This is a genomic window from Brevibacterium picturae (assembly GCF_900105045.1).
GTDB lineage: Bacteria > Actinomycetota > Actinomycetes > Actinomycetales > Brevibacteriaceae > Brevibacterium > Brevibacterium picturae.
Genome location: NZ_LT629739.1, coordinates 3,418,268 through 3,438,465 on the forward strand (window position 1 = coordinate 3,418,268; position 20,198 = coordinate 3,438,465).

Here is a 20,198-nt window from a genome sequence, read left to right on the forward strand (position 1 = left end):
GACGAACACATGAGCATTGATCTCGATCTCACCGTCGTCGGCAGCATCAACGCCGATATCACCGCGCTCACGCACCGCCTGCCCGCAGCAGGTGAGACGGTCGGCGGTGGACGGCTCGTCCACAGCCCGGGCGGCAAGGGCGCCAACCAGGCAGCGGCCGCTGCGCGATTGGGTGCGCGAACCAGAATGGTCGGCGCCGTCGGCTCCGATGCCTCGGGCACGGTGATGAGACAGGCCCTGCAGAGCGCCGACGTCGGGACCGATGACGTTGCCATCGTCGGTTCAGAGACTGGGACAGCCCTCATCATGGTTGATGCCGACGGAGAGAATCAGATCGCGGTCTGCGAGGGCGCGAACGCGCATGTGAGCATCGCCGACTGCGAATTCCAGGCACACGAGACAGTGCTCACTCAGCTCGAAGTTTCCCTCGATTTGATCACAGAACTGTCACATACCGTCCACGGTCGTTTCGTCATCAACGCCGCACCCGCACTGACTCTGCCCGCCGAGGTGGTCGATCGGGCCGATCTCATCATCGTCAACGAAGCCGAATACGATCTGCTCCCGCAGCTGCACGAGGCGAAGCTCGTGGCGATCACCTACGGCTCGAAAGGGTCGGCCCTGTACGAGCACGGTCGGCAGGTGGCCTTCGCGAAGGCTCTGCCGCGCCGACCGGTCAGCACCGTCGGTGCAGGCGACGCATTCTGTGCGGGCCTGACGATCGCTCTGGCGTCGGGATGTTCCCGGCAACGATCACTGGCAGTGGCCAATGCCGTGGGGGCCGACGCAGTGATGGACCCCGCCGCCCAACCCGAATACCCCACACTCGAGCACTACCTGCGCTCGACAGCTAACACAGAGAATGAGACATGACACACCCGACTAGCCCTTTCCGCGCATTGTTCACCGGCCTGAGTGCGTTCCCGCTGACCCCGATCCGTGACGAAGAGGTCGACGAGGCTGCGTATGCGGGCTTGATCGAGCGTCTCGTCGCAGCCGGTGTCGATTCGATCACCGCATTGGGGTCGACAGGATCATATGTTTACCTCAGCACGGGCGAACGAGCCCGAGTCGCGCAGCTGACTGTCGATCATGCTGCAGGAACTCCCGTGTTCGTCGGGGTCGGCGCCCTGCGTACGCGGGAGGTGCTGGCCAACGTGCGTGCGGCTGAAGCTGCGGGTGCTCAGGGGCTCCTGCTCGCACCAGTGAGCTACCACCCGCTGACCGAGGACGATGTGTTCGAACTCTTCCGCACGGTCACCTCGGCAACCGATCTTCCCATCGTCGTCTACGACAATCCTGGCACCACGCATTTCACCTTCACCACCGATCTCTACGCCCGCCTGGCAGAGCTCGACGGTGTGGCCTCGATCAAGATCCCCGGACTCCCTCTGTCGCCGCGGGAATTTGCTGCGCACGTCGAGGCCATCCGCGCCGCCACTGGCAACCAGGTGAGCATCGGGATCTCCGGCGACGCGTTGGGGGCGGCGGGACTCAACGCCGGCTGCGACGCCTGGTACACGGCAGTCGGCGGCACGCTCCCAGCCCCGATGCTCGCGATCACCCGGGCCGCCGTCAACGGTGAGGCCGAGCGAGCCTCAGAACTCTCCGCCGATCTCCAACCGCTGTGGGATCTCTTCGCCGAATTCGGCGGCAGCCTTCGAGTCACCGCCGCGATCGCAGAACACCTCGAACTCGTCGCCGCGCCATCGCTGCCTCTGCCGATCCTCGGCCTCACCGACTCCCAGAAGCGACGAGTCGCCGAGGTGGTCGAAACCCTCAACCTTCACTGACCGAGAGCACGCGAGGCGGCGTCAGTCGATTTTGCCGATGGGTTCGCGCTTCTCGGCCTGGAACTGGTCCTCGGCCCGACCGCGTGCCCAATAGGCAGAGATCGACAGCGACTCACGTGGCACCTCGTGTTCCTTGAGGATCGGTCGGATCGTCTTGATCGTCCCCCGCTCACCGTGGGCGAAGACCTGTGGGGTCCCCTCGGGCCAGTCGAGCCCGCGGACAGCGGCGATGAGCTCGTCGTCGCTGTCGACCCAGACCACGGTGACGCCGGCCGGTGGTGTCGGCAGCTGTCGGTCCGCTTCATCCTCAACGGCGGCGATGACGATGCCCCTCGCCTCGGCGTCCATCGCCTCGAGCGCCGTGCTCACGGCCGGGATCGCGGTATGGTCGGCGATGAGCAGGTGCCACGGGGCATCGGGATCGGGCTGGTATTTGCCTCCGGCTCCGACCATGACCACGGTGTCGCCGGGCTGTGCCGTCGTGGCCCAGGGGCCGGCGACACCGTCGGCGCCGTGGATGATGAAGTCCAGGGACAGCCATTTCTCGTCCTCGTTGATCTCGCGCACGGTGTAGGTGCGATTGCGCGGGAGCTTCTCAGGGCTCTTCTCCCGCAGCTCCGTCAGGTCATAGGGCGGGGTCAGGCCGTGAGCAGGATCGGCGAACATGAGTTTGACGTATTTGTCCGTGGCCGCATTGCTCGAAATCGCGTCGAAGCCATCACCACCGGCCCTGATCCGAATCAGGTTCGGGGTGATCTCCGTGACCTCCTGCACGGTCAGGACGGCCTGCGGCCGTGGCGGTCGGGCAGAGGTGTTCCGGGGTGTCGTCGGGGTCGTCATATGGCGCCTTCCTGAGGAAACGTCGGCGCCGAGGAGATCGTGAATCACCTCGGCGCACTGGGGATAGTTAGCCTCACCTTAGCAAGCGATATCAAGCGCTCAGATCAGACGGCCCTCTGGGACCAGTCCTCACGCAGCCGCCGCAGACCCTTGAGCGCCTTGGGGGAGTCGACGTATTCGACGTCGGGCAGGGAAGAACTCGGACTCTGGCACAGCAGCATGTCCTCGGGGTCCATGAGCGCGATGCGCTTCCCTTCCTCCTCGAGCCGACTCATCGCCTCGGTGAGCATGCGCCTGGCCACCCCGTTGATCTCATTGACCCGGCGCAGATCGAGGACGAAGGCCTCGACATTGGATTCGGGTGCGTCCATGGTCCGGATGACATTCTCGGCACCGCTCCACTGGATGAGGCCCTGGAGGCTGCAGATGCGGACCATGACTCCCTGCGAATCGACGAAGCGACGGTCACGACGGATGATCGAGCGCGCCGGTTCGGGTGCGTCCATGATGTGCAGACTCAGCTCGCGTGAGAGGGTTCGGAAGATATTGGCACCGCGAACACTCGTCCCGTGTTTGTCCAGACGAGGAGAGAATGTCGCGATGCCCACCTGACCGGGCAGGACCCCGAATACTCCACCGGAGACACCGGACTTCGCCGGCACTCCGACCTCTGTCATCCAGTCGCCGGCAGCATCGTACATGCCGCAGGTCATCATGACGCCGAGCACCTGCCGATTCACGCGAGGCGAGAGCACCTGCTTGCCGGAGATGGGGTTGACTCCGCCTGCCGCCAGGGTGGCCGCCATGATGCCCAGATCTCGGGTGGTGATGAGGATCGAACATTGGGCGATATAGCCTTGGACCACCGCGTCGGGCTGGTCGGTGTAGACGCCGTAGGAGCGGAGCATATTGGCGATCGCAACATTGCGGTAGGCCTCGCCCCATTCGCCTTCGGCCACCGAATCGTCGACACGCAGCTGACGACCGGCGAACTCGGACAGGCCCGCACGGACGATCTCGATCCGTTCGGCCAACGACGTTCCCGGCTCGCCCAGGAGTGAATGGATGACCATGGCTCCGGCGTTGATCATCGGATTGAGCGGTTTGCCGGACATCTTGTCCAGCGAGAGTTCGTTGAATGCCTCCCCGCTGGGTTCGACACCGACCATGTCGAGGACCGCAGCCATGCCTTCCTGCTCGAGCACCATGCCGTAGATGAACGGCTTCGACATCGACTGGATCGAGAACTCGAACTCCGAGTCACCGGAAGTGTATTCGACCCCGTCGAGGGTGGAGATGCAGATGCCCAGCTTCTCCGGATCGGCCGCGGCCAGATCCGGAATGTAGTCCGCGTTCGCACCGGACCGGTCTGACCTGTGACGATCGAGCGTCTCGTCCAAGAAATCAGGGATAGGCGATCGCATTGCACCTCCTGCAGTGTGAAGAAATTCGGTTGTTCGTGGGACGGGGCGGCGATAGCCCGAGTGCTATTCTCACACACAACAGTGCAGGTGGGGAGACCAACGCAGCCGCCGACTCCGGACCAGACTGAGTGTGTGGCAGAACTGGCACTCGATCATCACATGTCCAGGTCTCGTCGGAACATACGGTGTGAAGATGCCCAAGCCCATTAAAGTCGTCATCGCCAGCGTGGCCAGCATTGCCGGGGTCGCGATGATTGTCCTCGTTGTCATCGTCGTGTCCTCGGCGATCACAGACATCACCGATATGCCTCCCGACAAGCGGCGGCTTCCCCAGCAGGCGCTGACGCCCGAAGAGATCACGCTGTCCGTGGCGCCGCAGACCGACGGCAGCCTGCACATCTCCGAGCGTCTGATCTTCGACGCGACCGCGAACGAGGACCGCCCGATCAAGTGGTACATCAGCGGCGAAACGATCGGGTCGGAACGTGACGGTCCACGGTATTTCGTGGTGCCGACGGTCTCGGATGTCACGGCGGTGCAGCTGAGCACCGCAGAGGAATCGACGAAGGACGATCCCGTCGAGGTGGGCGACCTCACCGTGACTCGAGATGATTCCGAGGTCGAGGATCCATTCTTCGACTCCGTCATCTATGAGTTCACGAACTCGAATCCGCCCAATGAGGATTCACAGTGGACCCCGGGGCGCCATATCATCGACATCTCCTATGTCCTCGACGACGTCTACCTCGAGGTTGAGGGCCGGGAGTTCTTCGCACTGCCCCTGAGCTTTCCCAACGGGTCGCATGAAGCGACGAGCATCCGCACGATCTCTCTGGCCTCCGGAGGGAAGATCCGGTGTCTTCCGAACAATCGCAGCTTCACTCCAGATGACGATTGCAGCGGTTTGCGCGAACGCAGCCTTGGTCAGGACGGAACCCGACTGACCTGGAGGCGGGCCGTGACCGACAATATTGACGCGATCGGCTTCGACGCCCCGGACAACATGCAGGCCGAGCCGAGCGCCGCACCTGAGAAATGGAGCTGATCATGAGCAGCCGACTGCACCGGATCGATTCGCACTGGGGTAGAGCCGCCGGAGCCGGAGCATGCGTCCTGGCCGTTGTCGCGGGGGCCCTCTTCATCGAGTCGATCGTTGCTGATGATGTCAGCGCCGTGCCCAACCCCTATATGGGTCGGGAAGCCACGCACACCGTCTCGATCGAGTCGGACGGCAGTTATGACGTGCACATCGACCAGACCATGGAGCTGGCCCGTGGCTTCGAGTTCTCCTTCGGCGGCATGGTCCACGACGGCTTCCGACTGCCGGACACCGAGTCCGTGCTGCCGCCCTATCTGCGGGCGCAGTACTCGGATCCGGCCATCACCATGGACGGTCAGTCCGCCGAGGTGAGCGTTGAGCACACGGTGCACGCCGTCGACATCTCGGCCCGGCACGATTTCACCGAAGGAGAGCATGAAGGCACTGTCGACTACCGGGTCACGGGCGCAGCCGTGGGTGCAGAGCACGGGCCCACCGCCGCCGAGGAGGACGGAGTCACCGTCTATCTGCGACCGTTGGTTCCCGGTGATGTGATCGTGACATCGGCGGAACCGATCATGATGGTCGAATGCGAGAAATGGGCACCGGACGCCGAACCGTGCGGACACAAATCCGGCGATGCCTGGCTCATCGGCAACGACGAGCTCGAGGGCGACGCGGTCGTGCGGATCACACTCGACGCGGACGAGGCCGAGCTCATCGAACCGGAGATCGATTCGACGAAGTGACGGCTCTCAGGGGCGTGGTCCGCCCTCGCCATCGCGCCGATTCTCATAGCGGTTGCCCTCGCCGGGGCCGCTGTCTTCGGGGCGCTCACCCTGAGACGGCTCGCCGGCAGACTGTCCGCCAGTCTGGTCGCCCTGCGCCCGTTCGTCCTCGGGTTGCTGGTTCTCCGAGTTCCCATCGGTGCCGATGGCGCGGTCGGCGGCATCTCTAGCCTTCTGGATCTTCTCGGTGTGCTTGCCGTTGGTCAGCGATTCGGCAACACCTGCGGCCTTGTCGAGGATCGAGTCGCTGGCCTTCTCCGCTTTCTCGGAGTTGAGCTTTTCGCGGACCTTCGGGTCATTGGCCAGTTTCTTGGCTTTGTTGATGTACTTGTCGAATGACATGATGCGGCCCTTCTCAGATGGAGGTCGTGTCACCGGAAACCCTAGTCACTCCGGCTGTGTCCCGCCTGACCGTGTGCTCAACCCGGCTGTGTGGACCCGTCGAGGCGCAGCACGGTCTCGAGCAGGACCTCGATTCCGGGCAGGATGTCATCGAGTTCGGTGAATTCCTCGGGACAGTGGCTGCGGCCATCATGTGAGGGAACGAAGATCATGCCCACCTGCGTCTTGGCGGCGATGATTCCCGCGTCGTGGCCGGCACCGGAGAACATTGTGGCCCTGGAATGACCAAGATCATCGGCCACCTCGGCGATGGTCGACGTGATCGGTTCGTGCAGGGGCACGGGCGCATCGTCCGTCGTCCACTCCATCTCCACACGCACGCCGCGCTTGTCAGCATTCTCCCCGGCAGCATCGGTGAGCCTGCGCTGTGCCTCATGCAGCCAAGAACCGTCAGGGCCGCGGAACTCGCCCTCGAGACTGGCATTGGCCGAGACGACGTTCACGGCTTCCGGAGTGAATTGGATCTGACCACTCGTGCCGCGAGTGTTCGTCCCTGACTCGGCGATCGATTCGACGGCGAGCACCGTGCCGGCAGCGGCACACCCTGCATCGGCACGGACATCCATCGGGGTCGTGCCTGCATGGTCCTGACGGCCGGTGAAGAGCGCCTTGAAGTGGTTGATGCCGGTGATCGTCTCGACGACGCCGATCTGTTTGCCGATCCGCTCCAGCTCGGGTCCCTGCTCGATGTGGAGTTCGAGGAAGGCGGTGACCTTCGAGAAGTCGTAGCGTGCGTCCAGAAAAGCCTCGGGGTCGATGCCGGAGTCCGGCAGAGCAGCGGCGAGGCTGCGGCCGGTGGTGTCGGTGGCGGCCAGGGTGGTGCGGTCGACGAGTCCGGTCATCGCCCGGGAGCCGACGCAGAAGAAGCCGAAGTCGTTGGGCTCTTCGTTGAAGAAGACCACGATCACGAGGTCATGGTCGAGTCGAATGTTGTTCTCCCGCAGCAGCCGCACGACCTCGATGGCACCGAGGACACCGGTGATCCCGTCGAAACGGCCCCCGCCGTCAACGGTGTCGGTATGGGACCCGAGCATGATCTCCTGCCCGCCGAGGCGACCGGGCAGCACCCCGATGACGTTTCCTGCCCCGTCGACTCGGGTCGCCAGCCCTGCCTGCTTCATCAGGGTGCGGGCATAGTCGCGTCCGGCGACATCGAACTCGCTCAGAGCCCGCCTCGTCCAGCCCGGACGTTCGGAATCGACGAGGGTTGCGAGTTCGGCGAGTTCGGAGCCGAAACGTTCGCCTACGGGCGTGATCGTGCTCATCGTTGAGCCTTTCTGGTGGTGCCGTCAGTGGTGGTGTGCGGTTCTCAGAGGTGGTCCACATCCAGGGTAGCGCCCTCAGCCGTGCGGTACCGAGAGTTCCTGCTGCCCAAGACCAGCGTGGCCAACAGGGCGGCGATGACCGAGGCGCTGAGGATTGCGACCTTCGCATAATCGTGTTCAGGGGCGCCGGGGATGAAGCTGAGTTCGGCGACGAGGAGGGAGACCGTGAACCCGATTCCGGCGAGCAGACCGACACCGGCCAGATCCGGCCACTTCAGACTCGGGTCCAAGCCCGCCGAGGTGAATCTGGTGACCAGCCACGTCGACGCCAGGATCCCCAACGGTTTGCCGACGACCAGGGCCGCGATGATCGCAAAGGTCAACGGCTGGGAGAACGCGGTGGCCAGACCGTCGAGTCCGCCCACGGCCACACCTGCGGCGAAGAATGCGAATACGGGCACCGCGAATCCCGCGGACAGGGGCCGCAGGCGGTGTTCGAGCACCTCGGCGAGGTTCGGGCGGTCATCGTCATCTGCCTGACGATCCTGACCTCTGCGCCGGCGGCTGGCCAGGGCGGGGATCGTGAACCCGAGCAGCACACCGGCAATCGTCGCATGGACACCTGAGGCGTGCATGAGTGCCCAGGCGATGAGCCCGAGGGGCAGCAGAATCACCCACGCGGCCCAGGCTCGTTCGACGAAGAACGTTTGGAAGCGGGCGGCGATGAGACCGTAGACGACGATGACCGCGACTGCTGTCAGGAGTGGAACGAGAGAGATGGTCTCGGTGTAGAAGACGGCGATGATGCCGATCGCCAGCAGGTCATCGACGGCGGCGAGGGTGAGGAGGAAGATGCGCAGAGCCTTGGGCAGGTGGGAGCCGATGATCGCGAGGATCGCGACAGCGAATGCGATGTCCGTGGCCGTGGGAATCGCCCATCCGCGCAGCGTCTCCGGGTAGGAGGTCAGGAGAGCTGTGTAGATGATGGCGGGGACGATGACGCCGCCGGCTGCGGCGGTGATCGGGACGATGGCCGTGCGGAATCTGCGCAGATCTCCGTGGGTGAATTCGGTCTTCAGCTCCACCCCGACGAGGAAGAAGAAGATCGCGAGCAGGCCGTCGGCAGCCCAGGTTCCCAGGCTCAGCTGCAGATGCCAGGCTGCGTTTCCGAATTCGGCGTCCCTGATCGCGAAGTAGGAATCGGCGAGGGGAGAGTTCGCCCACACGAGGGCCGTGAGGGCGGCGATGAGGAGGAGTCCGCCGCCGACGGTGTCCTTGCGCAGAAAGGAGAGAAGGCCGGGGGTGGCGGGGTTGGTCACAGATGGTGCAGTCACGATGGTTCCATTTCGTTGCCGGATGATGTGTCTGTCCGGCCCGAAACGCGTGCGGGTGCTCAGTCTGAGCAGTCAGTGATCGATCGCCGAGGCGGTCGCGCTCATGACGGTGTGCTCAGAGGGTGGGCCGGAGTCGTCCTTCGGCGAGAAGCGGTGCTGTCCCAGACAGCATCCTGCCCCAGGAGGTGATGTAGCCATTGGTGCCCGGGTGCTCGAGAACCCACACCTTCGGTGTGAATACTGCGTGGGGCACTGAGGAAGTCATCGCGACCAGTCTACCTGACATCGGACTGTTCCAGCGAGCACAGGACACTGATCCAGTGGGCGCAGGGCTGTGAGTTTCAGCGATAGTCGGCGGTCTCCTCGCATCGTTCGTTGACGGCCCTGCGCCCATGACCTATCTGGTTTAGTTATGGCCTGCGCGGAGTCTTGCATGCTATGGGTTCTGCGGCACATAGGTTATAAGACAGCAAGGCTTCGAGACGCGTGACGCCTTGCTTCATACACCGAACCTAGGAGCCCTGCCAGGCTGTCGACTGGGTTGGCTGGAAGATTCCGTCGAGAACGAACCCGGTACGTCGGTCGTAATCCGCTCTGGAAGGCTGAACTCCGTACTTGAGGGCAAGTGAGTTGTCGATGGCCATCGCCTGAAAATCATCCGGCGTGACCTCTTCGGCCAGAGCGTCGGCCGCATGACCGTCCTCCACCAGTTCCTCATGGAAGCCTCCCCCGACGCGGCAGAGATCCATCAGTGGTTCCGAGTCGGGAAACGCCTGCAGGAGAACGTCATTGACAGCCGGCAGTCGGTATTGAAGATCTCGGATGGCACCGACGTAGAATCGTATCCGCTCGCTGATACCGGGCACTGAACGGGCGTCATCAATGACGGCCCTCAGCGCAGTCGCGACGACCTCGTCGATGACGGCATCGATCAGTCCGATCCGCCCGCCGAACCTGTTGAAGATCGTCGCCTTGCTCACTTGAGCGGCACCGGCAACGTTCTCCAGCGGTGCCGAAAGCCCTTCGGTGCGAAACACATCGATTGCGGCTGAGCGGATCCGCTCGACGTTCCGGCGGGCATCCATGCGCAACGTCGACGCGGAATTCCTACCGGCCATCCTCAGCCCCTCTCTGAACTTTCCATAACTTGACTCCTTGTGTCACTTTACCGCAGTGTGGATGTCGGAACTAAGTTGACTGTAATGGTCAACTTAAAAGAAGTGCCGTCCGTCATCGCCGGCCATCGGACCGGGATTCAGTGAAAGGTCGTCATCATGATCATCGTGACCGGAGCAACAGGTGCTCTCAACGGGTTGACTGTGGAATATCTCCTCAAGCGGCTTCCGCCGAGTGACATCGGTGTCAGCGTCCGCAATCCTGACCGCGCACAGCATTTGGCTAACCGGGGAGTCCGCGTCCGACAAGGAGGCTACGACGAGCCGGTCGCGCTCCGCGATTCGTTCGCCGATGCCGAGCAGGTGCTGCTGGTCTCATCGAGCGACGTCACTGCGGATGTCAACGCTCAGCACAGGACCGCCATTGACGCCGCAGTCGAGGCCGGGGCCAAACGAATCCTCTACACCAGCACTCACGGAACGGACTTCAACACGCCCTATCCTCCGCTGGCTATCAACGCTGCAGCAGAGCAGTACCTCGCCGAGTCTGGCGTGGCATGGACGGCCCTGCGCAACGGCTTCTATGGTCACCTCGGACAGCTCCTCGGGCCATGGCAGGCAACGGGCACGATCGCCAAGCCGGCCGATGGTCCCTTCGCATGGGTCGACCGGCGCGATGCCGGGGAAGCGGCCGCGACTATACTGACCAGCGCTGAGGCGTTCGCTGGCCCAGTCAATCTCGCACCGGCGTCACCGGTGACTCTCGCTGACTTCGCCGCACAGGCTTCCCAACTGTCGGGTCGATCTGTTGAACGCATTGTTGTCGATGACGAGGAATGGGTTGCTGGAGAAACGGCTGCCGGGGTGCCTGAGACGGCAGCACGCTTCACTCTGGCGATGTTCCAAGCAACGCGAAGCGGCCACTTCTCTCAGCCCGACCACACACTGTCCCGTCTTCTCGGACGGGAGCCACGCAGCATCGCTGATCAGCTCACAGAACAAATCGCCGGTTGATGCATGGGGACAATCTGATTGTTTCGAAATCCATGAGATTCGAGACAGTTAGGTTACGAGACACTCCGCTGTCGGCTTGGAGTCAGATTAGTTGTCCCTCGATTCTGCATCAGTCCCTTCTCCCGTACGAGCGGCCGCCATTGAACACTGACAAAACACCGCCGTTTATCGTTAAAGCTCACTGCGCAGGGCACACCCCCGGCAGGCGCAGGGCACTGACTACTCAGTTCAAGGAGACGCCGGTGCCGTGGAGGCTGATCGCCAGTCCCGTGTCTGTGGCTTCGATGTCTGTGAGTTCGAGTCCGGCGGGCAGGAAGTCGAGGTCGATGACGATGTCTGAGATGGACGAGGTCAGAAACGAGGGGAGCGAGTCGATGTCGACCTCGGCGGATCCGAGTTGGATCGTCGTGGCGCCCACGACGACCCGCCGCGAGTCTGCCTTCGGTTCGATGCCGATGAGCAGCTCCTGCCCGAGCAGGGATCCCTTGAGGAAGAGCTCGTCGTCGATCGTGGTGAATGACATGCCGTTGGGCAGGGATGAGTGTTCGGTGGCGAGCGAATCGATCGTCGACAGCGGAATCACCGCGCCCGCCTCGACCGTGCCGATCGGCCGCGAGGTGTCGACGGGCACATCGAAGAGCTTGGCATCGACGTCGATGAAGTCGACGTCGGCATACCGTGCCCGATCAGCGGTGACATGAACCGTGTCGAGCCTTCCACCGGCCATCTGGGTGAGTACGGGGAAGCCTTCGACGTTCACATCGGCTTCGCCGTAGGGTTCGAGGCCCTCGGCGATTCTCTGCTCGGTGGTGAAGTCGACCACCCGGTCGACGGCGATGATGCCGAGGACGAGAGTGAACACGACGATGACCGCGGTGACGATGAACGTCGACCGGCGCGAACTCCGCCGAGGCGGTTCCTGCGGGTACTGCACAGTGCGGGGTGTCGTCATGGACACCATTGTCGCGTACTGCCGATGCTCGCTCCGCTGCGGCCCTCGACCACGAGCATGGGCGCGAATCTCTCACGAGGCATCATCGACGATGACGACGTCGAGAGTCCGGGGACCGTGGACGCCCTCGACGCGTTTGAGTTCGATGTCGCTCGTCGCCGAGGGCCCGGAGATGAACGTCAGCGCCGCCGTCCGGGTCAGACGCGCGATTCCCTCGGGAACGATGTCGACGATGTCGCTCACACGCACGACGCAGACGTGATGATCGGGGACGAGCGTGATCGCTCTCCTGCCGCACTCCGGTGACCCATCGAGGACGATGGTTCCCGTCTGCGCGATCGCCACCGCCGAGGCGGTCACCACTGCCGCCTGTGCGTCGAGTTCGGGGATGGACAGCTCCTGACCGGGAGCATCGACCGAGACTTCACCGGAGAATTCCTGCAGCCAGGAATCGTCGAGCCCGCGGGGCACGACGATCGTCGCCCCTGGCTCGAGGAGACCTGCGATGGTCGTAGCAGGGTCACCGCTGACACGGTGGACGTTGGCCTTGTAGTCTTCGAGGCGGTCGATGAGCAGTTCGATGAGGTCTTCGCCCTCATGCGTGCCCGTGCGGAGATAGTCCGCGCTCTGGTTGACCATGCCTCCGCCGGCAGCCGGGATGGTCGATTCCGCGGCCTCGGTACCCGCCTCCGCGCTCGTCGAGTGTGTGGTCCCGGAGCCCGCAGCGTCTGTGGGTGAACCGGTCGGCACGGCCCCGGTAGCGGATGAGACGTACTCGCCCCCACCTCGGCGGCCAAGCGCCTGATTGATGCGGCCGAGGATCTCTTCACGTGCGGTGTCCGTCATTTCTCGTCGTCCTCGCCCTCGGTCTCACCCTTGGATTCGCCGTCGGTTTTGCCTTCTGACTCGGTCCACAGCTGCCGGAAGCTCTTCTCCGGCAGTGCGGGGATGTCACGGCTCGAGGTCCATGCTCCGGCGATGCCGGGCAGCGAATTGATCTGCTCGCCGCCGGTGACCGCGTGAGCGATGGGCAGACCGGATTCGGCCGCGGCCATCCGTTTTCCATCGCCCATCATCCACGAGGCTCCGGTGAGTGCGGCGTCGAGCTGAGAGGAGACGGGGGAGTGATTGGCCTCAACGTCCTCACCGCGCAGATGGACGAGGATCTCGGGAATGTTGATCTTGACCGGGCACACGTCGTAGCAGGCTCCGCACAGGCTCGAGGCGTAGGGCAGGGAGCCGTTCTCCTCGGCTTCGACGCCGGTCATCAGGGGTGAGAGGATCGCGCCGATCGGGCCCGGGTACGTCGACCCGTAGGCGTGGCCGCCGGTGCGTTCGTAGACGGGGCAGACGTTCATGCAGGCCGAGCAGCGGATGCAGTTGAGCGCCGTGCGTCCGTGCTCATCGGCCAGGGCGCGTGTGCGTCCGTTGTCGAGGAGGACGAGATGGACGTTCTGCGGCCCGTCGCCGGGAGTCGTGCCCGTCCAGAACGAGGTATAAGGATTCATCCGCTCGCCGGTCGAGGACCGTGGCAGCAACTGCAGGAACACCTCGAGATCGTCGAAGCTGGGCAGCAGCTTCTCGATGCCCATCACCGTGATCAGCGTCTCCGGCAGGGTCAGGCACATGCGGCCATTGCCCTCCGACTCGACGACCCCGAGTGTGCCCGAGTCCGCGATGCCGAAGTTCGCTCCGGAGACCGCGACCTTCGTGGTCAGGAACTTGTGGCGCAGATGCTTCCGGGCCGCCTCGGCGAGGACGGCGGGATCATTCGTCAGCTCCCCGGCATCGGGCATCTTCTCCCTGAAGATGTCGCGGATCTCGTCGCGGTTGCGGTGGATGGCGGGCACGAGGATGTGGCTGGGCTTATCATCGCCGAGCTGGACGATGAGTTCGGCCAGATCGGTTTCGAAGGCGTCGATGTCCTGAGTCTCGAGGTGTTCGTTGAGTCCGATCTCCTGGGTTGCCATCGATTTGACCTTGATCACCTCACGGCGCCCGTTCTCAAGCACGGGGGCGTTGGCCTCGACGAGTTCGGTGACGATGGCATTGGCCTCATCGGCATCCCGGGCCCAGTGGATGACCCCGCCGGCAGCGGTGAAGTTCTCCTCGAACTGCGCCAGATACTCGGGCAGGTTCTCCATCACGTGGTTCTTCGCCCGCGAGCCCGCCTCCCGCAGGGCCTCCCAGTCGTCGAGTTCGGCGACGACCTCGGAGCGTTTGTCGCGGATCGTCGCGGTCGCGTGTCCGATGTTGTTGCGCAGCTGTTGGTTCGACAGGTGCTGATGCGAGACCTTCGCGAAGGACTCGTCTTCGACGATGTTGCCCTGTCCGCCCGGGATATCGTCGTAGCGTGTGGACCGCAGCGGCGGCATTCCCAGAAAAGTCATCGCAGGCTCCCTCCGCTCACTGTTGCTCCTTCGCTCTGGACACGCAGCGGATCCTGCCTGGTCGAGGCGAGGATGCGCGCCAGGTGGACCGTCGACTGGCCGACTCTCAGGCCCGACTGGACTCGACTCGGTTCCGCCGGGCTGGTTTCGTTCTCGTTGGAGCGCAGATGATCGTCGTCACCGGCTCCGACGACGGCTGTGAGGTGATCGGCGTTGTCATCGCGGGGTTCGGTCGAACTCGTCTGCTTCACATGCACGGCGGTGACGTCGGGGGTGCCCTCGAAGTTCCCGGTGCGTTGGAAGCGAGACATCCCGCCGCCCATGTGCAGCAGGCAGGACGCGTCTCCGCCGGTGCACACCTCGGCGCCGGTCGAATGGACGGTCCGGACCTTGTCGGCGAGCATCGCGGAGGAGACCTCGGGGTTCTTCACCGAAAACGTCCCGCCGAATCCGCAGCAGGCATCGGCGAGGGGCAGTTCGACGTAGTCGATCCCCTCGACCGACCGCAGCAGCCCGGACTGCCGGTCGCCGAGGCGCAGCAGCCGCATCCCGTGACACGACGGGTGGTAGGTCACCCGGTGGGGGAAGTAGGACCCCAGGTCCGCTTCCGCGTCGGTGATGCCGAGGACGTCGGTGAGCAGCTGCGAGAGTTCGAAGGTGCGTGAGGCGATGTCGGCGGCCTCCGTGGCCAGGGCCTCGTTGCCCATCCGCCTGGCGACCATCGGCTGCTGGTGTCCCAGAGAGGCCACACAGGACGCCGAGGGTGAGACCGCGACGTCCCATTCGGTGCTCGAGAAAGCTCGGGCATGGGCGGCGATCACCGGCTCTGCCTGGGCGAGCTTCCCCGAATTGATGTGCATCTGGCCACAGCAGGTCTGCCCGCTGGGGAAGGTGACCTCGTGGCCCAACCTGCGCAGAATGGACACGGTCGCCTGCGCGACCTCCGGATACATGGCATCGACGATGCACGTGGCGAACAGTGCAATCTTCATCTGACCTCCAGGCCGAGTTGCCAGCAGTGCCAAGAATCGGATCCGGGCCACGATCCCTGAGTCAGGGCCGATCGAATGCGACGGGAGTGGTTCTTGTCACAAATGTGGTCAGACCATAACATAGGGGGATGCTCCCGTACAGAACTCGACGCCGATGTGTGTGATGAGCGTGCAGATACCGGGAGTGGTGCCGACATCGCAGACTCGAAGAGGCAATTACGATGAACAAGGCTTATGAAATAGTCCTTGCCGGAATCGAGCGCGCATTCCTCGACGGCAGCCTCACCCTCGGTGATCGCCTGCCGGGGGAGCGGAGCCTGGCCGAGCGATTCGACGTCTCCCGGTCGAGTGTGCGCGAGGCCATTCGCATCCTCGACGCAGTCGGTCTCATCCGATCCAATGTCGGATCGGGGCCAGGCGCCGGGTCGGTCATCGTCTCCGAGCCTGCCGTGGGGTTGTCCCGGGCGTTGAAGCTTCACGTTTCGGCCCGGCACATCGCTGCCGCGGATGTGCTCACCACCCGAGTCGTCCTCGAGTCCGAGGCTGTCGCCACCGCCGCCGAGGCTGTCGCAGCCGAGTCGGTGCAGCGACATGGCCGAGGCTCCAGCGTCCAGTCGCCTGGGCCGGGCGACGTCCATCTCCGGGGCGCGGGCGATCTCCTGACTGCGATGCGCGACCCCGACATCGCCAAGGAAGACTTCCATAACCTCGACGCGAGGTTTCATCGCGAACTGTGCGCCGCTGCGGGAAATCCGGTCACCGACATCATTTTGGCCTCACTGTCCAGCAGCATCCTCGACTATGTCTCAGCAGCGGCCGCCGCCACCGATGATTGGCCATGGGTGCAGGCCGAGCTCACGAAACAACACGCCGGTCTCCTCGAGAGCATTCTCGCCGGTGACGCCGACCGGGCTCGGCAAGAATGCGCGGCCCACATCCATTGGTTCGCCACGACCACCGGCATTCGACCATAGGATTGGCACCATGAACTCGCAGCGCACGCAGAACATCAGGACCGTCTCCTCCCGCCTCAACTCATTCCACTCGGCGATGTACTTCTCCGAGACCGTGGGCCAGGAATATGCCAAGCACGGGCTCGAACCCGGGGTCGAAGGGAACCTGGCGGCGCGGTCGGCCCCGCTGGGTCGCGTGAACGCTGGGGTCGTCAGCGCCGTCTACTGCAACTACTCACATTCCTTCATCGCCTCGCAGATCCCGAAGCTGTGGGACACGGTCTCACCGGAGACCATGGTGCAGGCGCGCTTCGACGCGGTGGCTGCCTTCATGGCCGAGCTCTTCGACTCTCGCGAGGACATCGCCCTGCTCACGGAGGCGGCCACCGAGTTGGCCACAGCCATGCAGCCGGTCCTGGCGAACATGGACTTCTCCGGGCGACCGCTCGCTCTGGCCACCGCCGACGCACTCGCCGGCCATGAACCCAACACCGCCTTCGAGCAGCTGTGGGCCGTAGCCACCATCGTCAGAGAATTCCGCGGAGACGGCCATGTGGCCTCGCTCGTGACGGCCGGTGTTCCGGGCATCGACGCCCTCATGCTCGACGTCGCTACGGGTGCCTCGTTTCGGCCCCGAGCCGCGCAGAAGACCCGCGGCCACACCGACGAGGAGTGGAAGAGCGCTCAGACGCGCCTGGCCGAAGCCGGCCTCATCACCGTCGGCGCCGACGAGCGCGGCTTCGACCTGCCTGAAATCACCGATGCCGGACGCGATCTCAAGGAGCAGGTCGAGCAGCTTACCGACGGCACTGTGGCCGCGGCCTGGTCGGCGCTGACCGATGAAGAGATCGAGGCGCTCGTGTCTCCGAGCCGCACCCTGATCAAGGTCCTGGCCCAGTCCGGGGCCTTCCCCTCGTCGATATTCGCCCAGCCGGCGAAGAAGACCAACTGAACCACTGAAGCCGGCCCGGCGGGCAAGTCGGCCCCGGGCCAGAGCACAAGTCGGCTCAGCGGGAGCCGGTCGATGCCCGCTCCACGTGTGAGCGGGCATGCTCGATCGCGCTGGGCAGGTCATCGAAGAGATGCCTGTTGTCCCTGAGCGCACCAAGGACGCCGACGTGCCGGAACAGGTCGACGTGGGAGTCCTTGACTCCCTTGATGAGCACCGTGATCCCGCGACGTTCGAAAGCATGCACCACCTCGGCGAGGATGCGGGCACCGGAGGCATCGACGAGTTCAAGCTGGGACATCCGCAGGATCACCACCACGATCCCGTCCAGCTCCATGACTTCGTCGAAGATGCGGTCGGATGAGGCGAAGAACAGCGGCCCATCGAAGCGCACGATCGAGATCGAGTCGTCGCCGGGATGTGCTGACTCTCCGGCGGAGACCTCTTCGATCGTGACTCCGGTCGCCCGGGAGAGGTTGCGCAGAGCAAAAGCGGCGGCCACGACCATTCCGATTCCGACGGCGATGATGAGGTCGAAGGAGATCGTGATCAGAGCGGTGATGATGAAGCCGACGGCATCGGAGCGCGTCGAGCGCATGATGGCACGCACCGTGGTCAGGTGAACCATCCGCACGGCGGTGACGAAGAGGACGCCGCCGAGAGCCGCGAGGGGAATCTGCCCCACCGGCGCGGCTGCGGCGAGGACGATGGCCAACAGGACGAGGGCATGGACAATCGATGCCAGCCGGGTGCGGCCACCGGCACGGATGTTGACCGAGGTGCGGGCGATCGCGCCGGTGGCAGGCATGCCGCCGAAGAGCGAGGAGCCGATGGACGCGACTCCCTGTCCGACGAGCTCCCGGTCAGGACGGTAGGCACCGGAATCCGACATTGAGGAGGCCACCCGTGCAGAGAGCAGCGATTCGATAGCGGCCAGCGCGGCGATGGTTCCCGCAGCCGGCAGCAGCCCGCCGATGGCACCGAGGTCGATGTCGGGGACGCTGGGCACCGGCAGCGAGCGTGGAATCTCTCCGATGGTCGCCAGGGGGTTTGGAACGAGTGCGGCGAGGACCGTGACTATGATGATGCCGACGAGCGATCCGGGGATTGAGGGGTGGATCTTCGGAGCGATGAGCATGCATGCGACGACGATCGCGACCGCCGTGAGCGAGTAGGGCAGATAGGACCAGTCGGCCTCGCCGATGAGCTGACCGGCTGCAACGAGTGCATTGGTGCTGTGCTCACCGGGTGCAGAATCGACCGGTGTGGTCACGAACGGGACCTGCTGCAAGAAGATGATGGCAGCGATTCCCAGGGTGAACCCCTCGAGCACGGGCCAGGGGATGAACGAGACGGCACGCCCCAGACGCAGAAGTCCGTCCGCGACCACGATGAGTCCGGCGATCAGCGTCACTGCCACCACGGCTTCGGCGCCCTGGATGGCGACGATGGGCACGAGCACGACGGCCATGGCGCCGGTGGGTCCCGAGATCTGAACATGCGAACCGCCGAAGACCGCTGCGAGGAGTCCCGCCACGATCGCAGTGATCTGGCCCTGCTCTGCGGTGAGTCCTGAGCTCACACCGAAGCCGAGCGCCAGCGGAAGTGCGACGATGCCGACGGTGGCCCCGGCGAGAAGGTCCTTCGGCCAGGACCGGCGGGTCTCGCTGTAGTCGGCGACGCCAGGCAGCAGTGAGCGTGCCCGTCTCAGGGCACTGAGCATGGCCGCCGAGGTGGTGGGCGACGAACTCATGACGCGGACTCGCCTGCGGACGCGGACCTGTTCGGGCTGCTCGTGGGCGCGGAGCCGCCTGGAATCCGTGGCAGCGTCTGGGCCTCGGCCAGGCGACCTTCGTCGTCTTCGAGCATCGACAGCAGCAGCGACCTGGCCACGGAGAGCAGCTCGGCGGTGCGCCGGTCGGCCAGGCGGTAGTAGACATGGCTGGCCCGACGCTCGGATTCGACCAGGCGATGCTTCCGCAGCACCGCAAGATGCTGGGACAGGTGGGAGGCTTCGAGCTCGGTCTCGGCCTGCAGCTCTGTGACGCTGACCTCAGGAGCCCCGGCGAGAAGTTCGAGAATCCGAATTCGATAGGGATGGGCCAGACCCTTGAACAGGTTTGCTTTGACCTCGTAGAGAGGGCGCTGAAGGTGACTTAACGGCATGATGAAATCATCATTTCACATGAAAGCGAACCTCAGCGATTGAACCTCAGCAAAGAAGATTGCAAATGCGCCCGGCTGCTGGTTCAGGGCGGGCGCCGGACGAAGCAGGCTCAGCGGGAAATGCTTGAGCCCACCTCGGCGGCGATGGACTTCGCCTCGTCGGACGTCGGCCCTTCGGCGGAGAACACGGCCTTGCGGTAGTACTGGAGCTCGATGATCGAGTCGAGGATGTCGCCGAGGGCGCGGTGGCCGCCGTGCTTCTCAGGGGACTGGAAATAGGCGCGGGGGAACCACTGCTTGCTCAGTTCCTTGATCGAGGAGACGTCGATGATCCGGTAGTGGAGGTGATCGACGAGCTCGGGCATCTGCTTGTTCAGGAACACCTTGTCGGTGCCCACCGAATTGCCGCCCAGGGGCGCCTTGCCCGACTCCGGGACGTGCTGCTTGATGTACTCGAGGACCTGCGTCTGCGCATCTGCAACCGTCGTACCGTCATCGAGTTCGGTGATGAGTCCGGAGCTCGTGTGCATCTGGGTGACGAAGTCGTTCATGTTCTCCAGCGCCGCGGCGGAGGGTCTGATGACGATGTCGATGCCCTCGTCGAGGGGGTTGAGGTCGAAGTCGGTGATGACAGCCGCCACTTCGATGAGCTCATCCCTGACCTCGTCGAGGCCGGTCATTTCACAGTCGATCCACACAATTTTGTCGTTGCTCACGGGTCCAGCTTAAGGCAGAGGGGCCGTCCTGAGCATTTCGGTCGGCTGTGCGCACCGACACACGCT

The 20,198-nt window shown here is 64.2% G+C and carries 20 protein-coding genes and 1 pseudogene; 7 read left to right on the top strand and 14 right to left on the bottom strand.

All coding sequences use genetic code 11. The features are described from left to right. Window positions 1–9 precede the first annotated feature (9 nt). Window positions 10–873 (top strand): ribokinase, encoded by an 864-nt coding sequence (locus BLT92_RS15610; protein WP_092109488.1) that lies wholly within the window; start codon window positions 10–12, stop codon window positions 871–873. Beyond that, entirely contained in the window at window positions 870–1,793 is a 924-nt protein-coding gene (locus BLT92_RS15615; protein WP_092107018.1) for a dihydrodipicolinate synthase family protein, read from the top strand. Before BLT92_RS15610 ends, BLT92_RS15615 begins: the two co-directional genes overlap by 4 nt. Before the next feature lie 21 nt (window positions 1,794–1,814). Here BLT92_RS15615 and BLT92_RS15620 read toward each other — a convergent pair whose 3' ends face one another. Beyond that, window positions 1,815–2,633, bottom strand: coding sequence for a siderophore-interacting protein (locus BLT92_RS15620; protein ID WP_092107020.1), 819 nt, complete (start codon window positions 2,631–2,633; stop codon window positions 1,815–1,817). A 104-nt stretch (window positions 2,634–2,737) separates the two neighbouring features. After that, the gene (locus tag BLT92_RS15625; protein WP_092107022.1) at window positions 2,738–4,057 is read right to left on the bottom strand and encodes a glutaminase; all 1,320 of its coding nucleotides are present in this window, start codon (window positions 4,055–4,057) and stop codon (window positions 2,738–2,740) included. Window positions 4,058–4,250: 193 nt separating this feature from the next. Between BLT92_RS15625 and BLT92_RS15630 the strand changes: the two genes are divergently transcribed. Then, complete coding sequence (locus tag BLT92_RS15630) at window positions 4,251–5,102, top strand: hypothetical protein (protein ID WP_157691475.1); 852 nt, start codon at window positions 4,251–4,253, stop codon at window positions 5,100–5,102. A 2-nt stretch (window positions 5,103–5,104) separates the two neighbouring features. Further along, on the top strand, window positions 5,105–5,845 hold the full coding sequence (locus BLT92_RS15635) for a hypothetical protein (RefSeq protein WP_092107026.1): 741 nt from the start codon (window positions 5,105–5,107) through the stop codon (window positions 5,843–5,845). A 6-nt stretch (window positions 5,846–5,851) separates the two neighbouring features. On the opposite strand, the gene BLT92_RS15640 is transcribed toward BLT92_RS15635, so the two are convergent. From BLT92_RS15640 to BLT92_RS15655, 5 genes are all read right to left on the bottom strand, one after another. Further along, window positions 5,852–6,226, bottom strand: coding sequence for an antitoxin (locus BLT92_RS15640; protein WP_092107028.1), 375 nt, complete (start codon window positions 6,224–6,226; stop codon window positions 5,852–5,854). Window positions 6,227–6,303: 77 nt separating this feature from the next. Next, window positions 6,304–7,551 carry a M20 family metallo-hydrolase gene (locus BLT92_RS15645; RefSeq protein WP_092107030.1) on the bottom strand — a complete coding sequence of 416 codons (1,248 nt, stop codon included), beginning with the start codon at window positions 7,549–7,551 and terminating at the stop codon, window positions 6,304–6,306. Window positions 7,552–7,595: 44 nt separating this feature from the next. Further along, window positions 7,596–8,885 (bottom strand): Na+/H+ antiporter NhaA, encoded by a 1,290-nt coding sequence (gene nhaA, locus BLT92_RS15650; protein WP_092107032.1) that lies wholly within the window; start codon window positions 8,883–8,885, stop codon window positions 7,596–7,598. A 115-nt stretch (window positions 8,886–9,000) separates the two neighbouring features. After that, window positions 9,001–9,150, bottom strand: a complete 150-nt coding sequence (locus BLT92_RS20510) for a hypothetical protein (RefSeq protein ID WP_157691476.1) — start codon at window positions 9,148–9,150, stop codon at window positions 9,001–9,003. Between the two features lie 247 nt (window positions 9,151–9,397). Next, entirely contained in the window at window positions 9,398–10,003 is a 606-nt protein-coding gene (locus BLT92_RS15655; protein ID WP_092107034.1) for a TetR/AcrR family transcriptional regulator, read from the bottom strand. A 156-nt stretch (window positions 10,004–10,159) separates the two neighbouring features. Here BLT92_RS15655 and BLT92_RS15660 point away from each other — a divergent pair, with 156 nt between their 5' ends. Next, complete coding sequence (locus tag BLT92_RS15660) at window positions 10,160–11,014, top strand: NAD(P)H-binding protein (RefSeq protein ID WP_092107036.1); 855 nt, start codon at window positions 10,160–10,162, stop codon at window positions 11,012–11,014. Window positions 11,015–11,237: 223 nt separating this feature from the next. Here BLT92_RS15660 and BLT92_RS15665 read toward each other — a convergent pair whose 3' ends face one another. From BLT92_RS15665 to BLT92_RS15680, 4 genes and pseudogenes are all read right to left on the bottom strand, one after another. Next, window positions 11,238–11,966, bottom strand: coding sequence for an LmeA family phospholipid-binding protein (locus tag BLT92_RS15665; protein WP_092109491.1), 729 nt, complete (start codon window positions 11,964–11,966; stop codon window positions 11,238–11,240). Window positions 11,967–12,038: 72 nt separating this feature from the next. Beyond that, window positions 12,039–12,812, bottom strand: coding sequence for a LutC/YkgG family protein (locus BLT92_RS15670; RefSeq protein WP_231938876.1), 774 nt, complete (start codon window positions 12,810–12,812; stop codon window positions 12,039–12,041). Then, the gene (locus BLT92_RS15675) at window positions 12,809–14,356 is read right to left on the bottom strand and encodes a lactate utilization protein B (RefSeq protein WP_231938877.1); all 1,548 of its coding nucleotides are present in this window, start codon (window positions 14,354–14,356) and stop codon (window positions 12,809–12,811) included. The genes BLT92_RS15670 and BLT92_RS15675 overlap by 4 nt, the downstream gene beginning before the upstream one ends. Window positions 14,357–14,658: 302 nt before the next feature. After that, a pseudogene (locus BLT92_RS15680) lies at window positions 14,659–15,348 on the bottom strand ((Fe-S)-binding protein); the annotation flags it as partial. Window positions 15,349–15,569: 221 nt separating this feature from the next. Between BLT92_RS15680 and BLT92_RS15685 the strand changes: the two are divergent. Both BLT92_RS15685 and BLT92_RS15690 read left to right on the top strand, forming a co-directional pair. Beyond that, window positions 15,570–16,322, top strand: a complete 753-nt coding sequence (locus BLT92_RS15685; protein ID WP_092107040.1) for a FadR/GntR family transcriptional regulator — start codon at window positions 15,570–15,572, stop codon at window positions 16,320–16,322. 10 nt (window positions 16,323–16,332) lie between these two features. Beyond that, window positions 16,333–17,253, top strand: a complete 921-nt coding sequence (locus BLT92_RS15690; RefSeq protein ID WP_092107042.1) for an SCO6745 family protein — start codon at window positions 16,333–16,335, stop codon at window positions 17,251–17,253. Window positions 17,254–17,308: 55 nt separating this feature from the next. On the opposite strand, the gene BLT92_RS15695 is transcribed toward BLT92_RS15690, so the two are convergent. The 3 genes from BLT92_RS15695 to orn form a co-directional block, all read right to left on the bottom strand. Then, window positions 17,309–19,003: a SulP family inorganic anion transporter gene (locus BLT92_RS15695; RefSeq protein WP_092107044.1), complete on the bottom strand. Its 1,695-nt coding sequence runs from the start codon at window positions 19,001–19,003 to the stop codon at window positions 17,309–17,311. Further along, entirely contained in the window at window positions 19,000–19,416 is a 417-nt protein-coding gene (locus BLT92_RS15700; protein ID WP_092107046.1) for an ArsR/SmtB family transcription factor, read from the bottom strand. The genes BLT92_RS15695 and BLT92_RS15700 overlap by 4 nt, the downstream gene beginning before the upstream one ends. Window positions 19,417–19,526: 110 nt before the next feature. After that, a complete protein-coding gene (orn, locus tag BLT92_RS15705; RefSeq protein ID WP_231939166.1) occupies window positions 19,527–20,096 on the bottom strand; it encodes an oligoribonuclease in 570 nt (189 codons plus the stop codon). Between the last annotated feature and the right edge of the window lie 102 nt (window positions 20,097–20,198).

What these genes read in the sequence shown, in the direction of transcription:
- BLT92_RS15610 (WP_092109488.1), top strand. Translation starts at nt 10, where the DNA reads ATGAGCATTGATCTCGATCTCACCGTCGTCGGCAGCATCAACGCCGAT.
- BLT92_RS15615 (WP_092107018.1), top strand. Translation starts at nt 870, where the DNA reads ATGACACACCCGACTAGCCCTTTCCGCGCATTGTTCACCGGCCTGAGT.
- BLT92_RS15620 (WP_092107020.1), bottom strand. Translation starts at nt 2,633, where the DNA reads ATGACGACCCCGACGACACCCCGGAACACCTCTGCCCGACCGCCACGG.
- BLT92_RS15625 (WP_092107022.1), bottom strand. Translation starts at nt 4,057, where the DNA reads ATGCGATCGCCTATCCCTGATTTCTTGGACGAGACGCTCGATCGTCAC.
- BLT92_RS15630 (WP_157691475.1), top strand. Translation starts at nt 4,251, where the DNA reads ATGCCCAAGCCCATTAAAGTCGTCATCGCCAGCGTGGCCAGCATTGCC.
- BLT92_RS15635 (WP_092107026.1), top strand. Translation starts at nt 5,105, where the DNA reads ATGAGCAGCCGACTGCACCGGATCGATTCGCACTGGGGTAGAGCCGCC.
- BLT92_RS15640 (WP_092107028.1), bottom strand. Translation starts at nt 6,226, where the DNA reads ATGTCATTCGACAAGTACATCAACAAAGCCAAGAAACTGGCCAATGAC.
- BLT92_RS15645 (WP_092107030.1), bottom strand. Translation starts at nt 7,551, where the DNA reads ATGAGCACGATCACGCCCGTAGGCGAACGTTTCGGCTCCGAACTCGCC.
- BLT92_RS20510 (WP_157691476.1), bottom strand. Translation starts at nt 9,150, where the DNA reads ATGACTTCCTCAGTGCCCCACGCAGTATTCACACCGAAGGTGTGGGTT.
- BLT92_RS15655 (WP_092107034.1), bottom strand. Translation starts at nt 10,003, where the DNA reads ATGGCCGGTAGGAATTCCGCGTCGACGTTGCGCATGGATGCCCGCCGG.
- BLT92_RS15660 (WP_092107036.1), top strand. Translation starts at nt 10,160, where the DNA reads ATGATCATCGTGACCGGAGCAACAGGTGCTCTCAACGGGTTGACTGTG.
- BLT92_RS15665 (WP_092109491.1), bottom strand. Translation starts at nt 11,966, where the DNA reads ATGACGACACCCCGCACTGTGCAGTACCCGCAGGAACCGCCTCGGCGG.
- BLT92_RS15670 (WP_231938876.1), bottom strand. Translation starts at nt 12,812, where the DNA reads ATGACGGACACCGCACGTGAAGAGATCCTCGGCCGCATCAATCAGGCG.
- BLT92_RS15675 (WP_231938877.1), bottom strand. Translation starts at nt 14,356, where the DNA reads ATGACTTTTCTGGGAATGCCGCCGCTGCGGTCCACACGCTACGACGAT.
- BLT92_RS15685 (WP_092107040.1), top strand. Translation starts at nt 15,570, where the DNA reads ATGAACAAGGCTTATGAAATAGTCCTTGCCGGAATCGAGCGCGCATTC.
- BLT92_RS15690 (WP_092107042.1), top strand. Translation starts at nt 16,333, where the DNA reads ATGAACTCGCAGCGCACGCAGAACATCAGGACCGTCTCCTCCCGCCTC.
- BLT92_RS15695 (WP_092107044.1), bottom strand. Translation starts at nt 19,003, where the DNA reads ATGAGTTCGTCGCCCACCACCTCGGCGGCCATGCTCAGTGCCCTGAGA.
- BLT92_RS15700 (WP_092107046.1), bottom strand. Translation starts at nt 19,416, where the DNA reads ATGCCGTTAAGTCACCTTCAGCGCCCTCTCTACGAGGTCAAAGCAAAC.
- orn (WP_231939166.1), bottom strand. Translation starts at nt 20,096, where the DNA reads ATGACCGGCCTCGACGAGGTCAGGGATGAGCTCATCGAAGTGGCGGCT.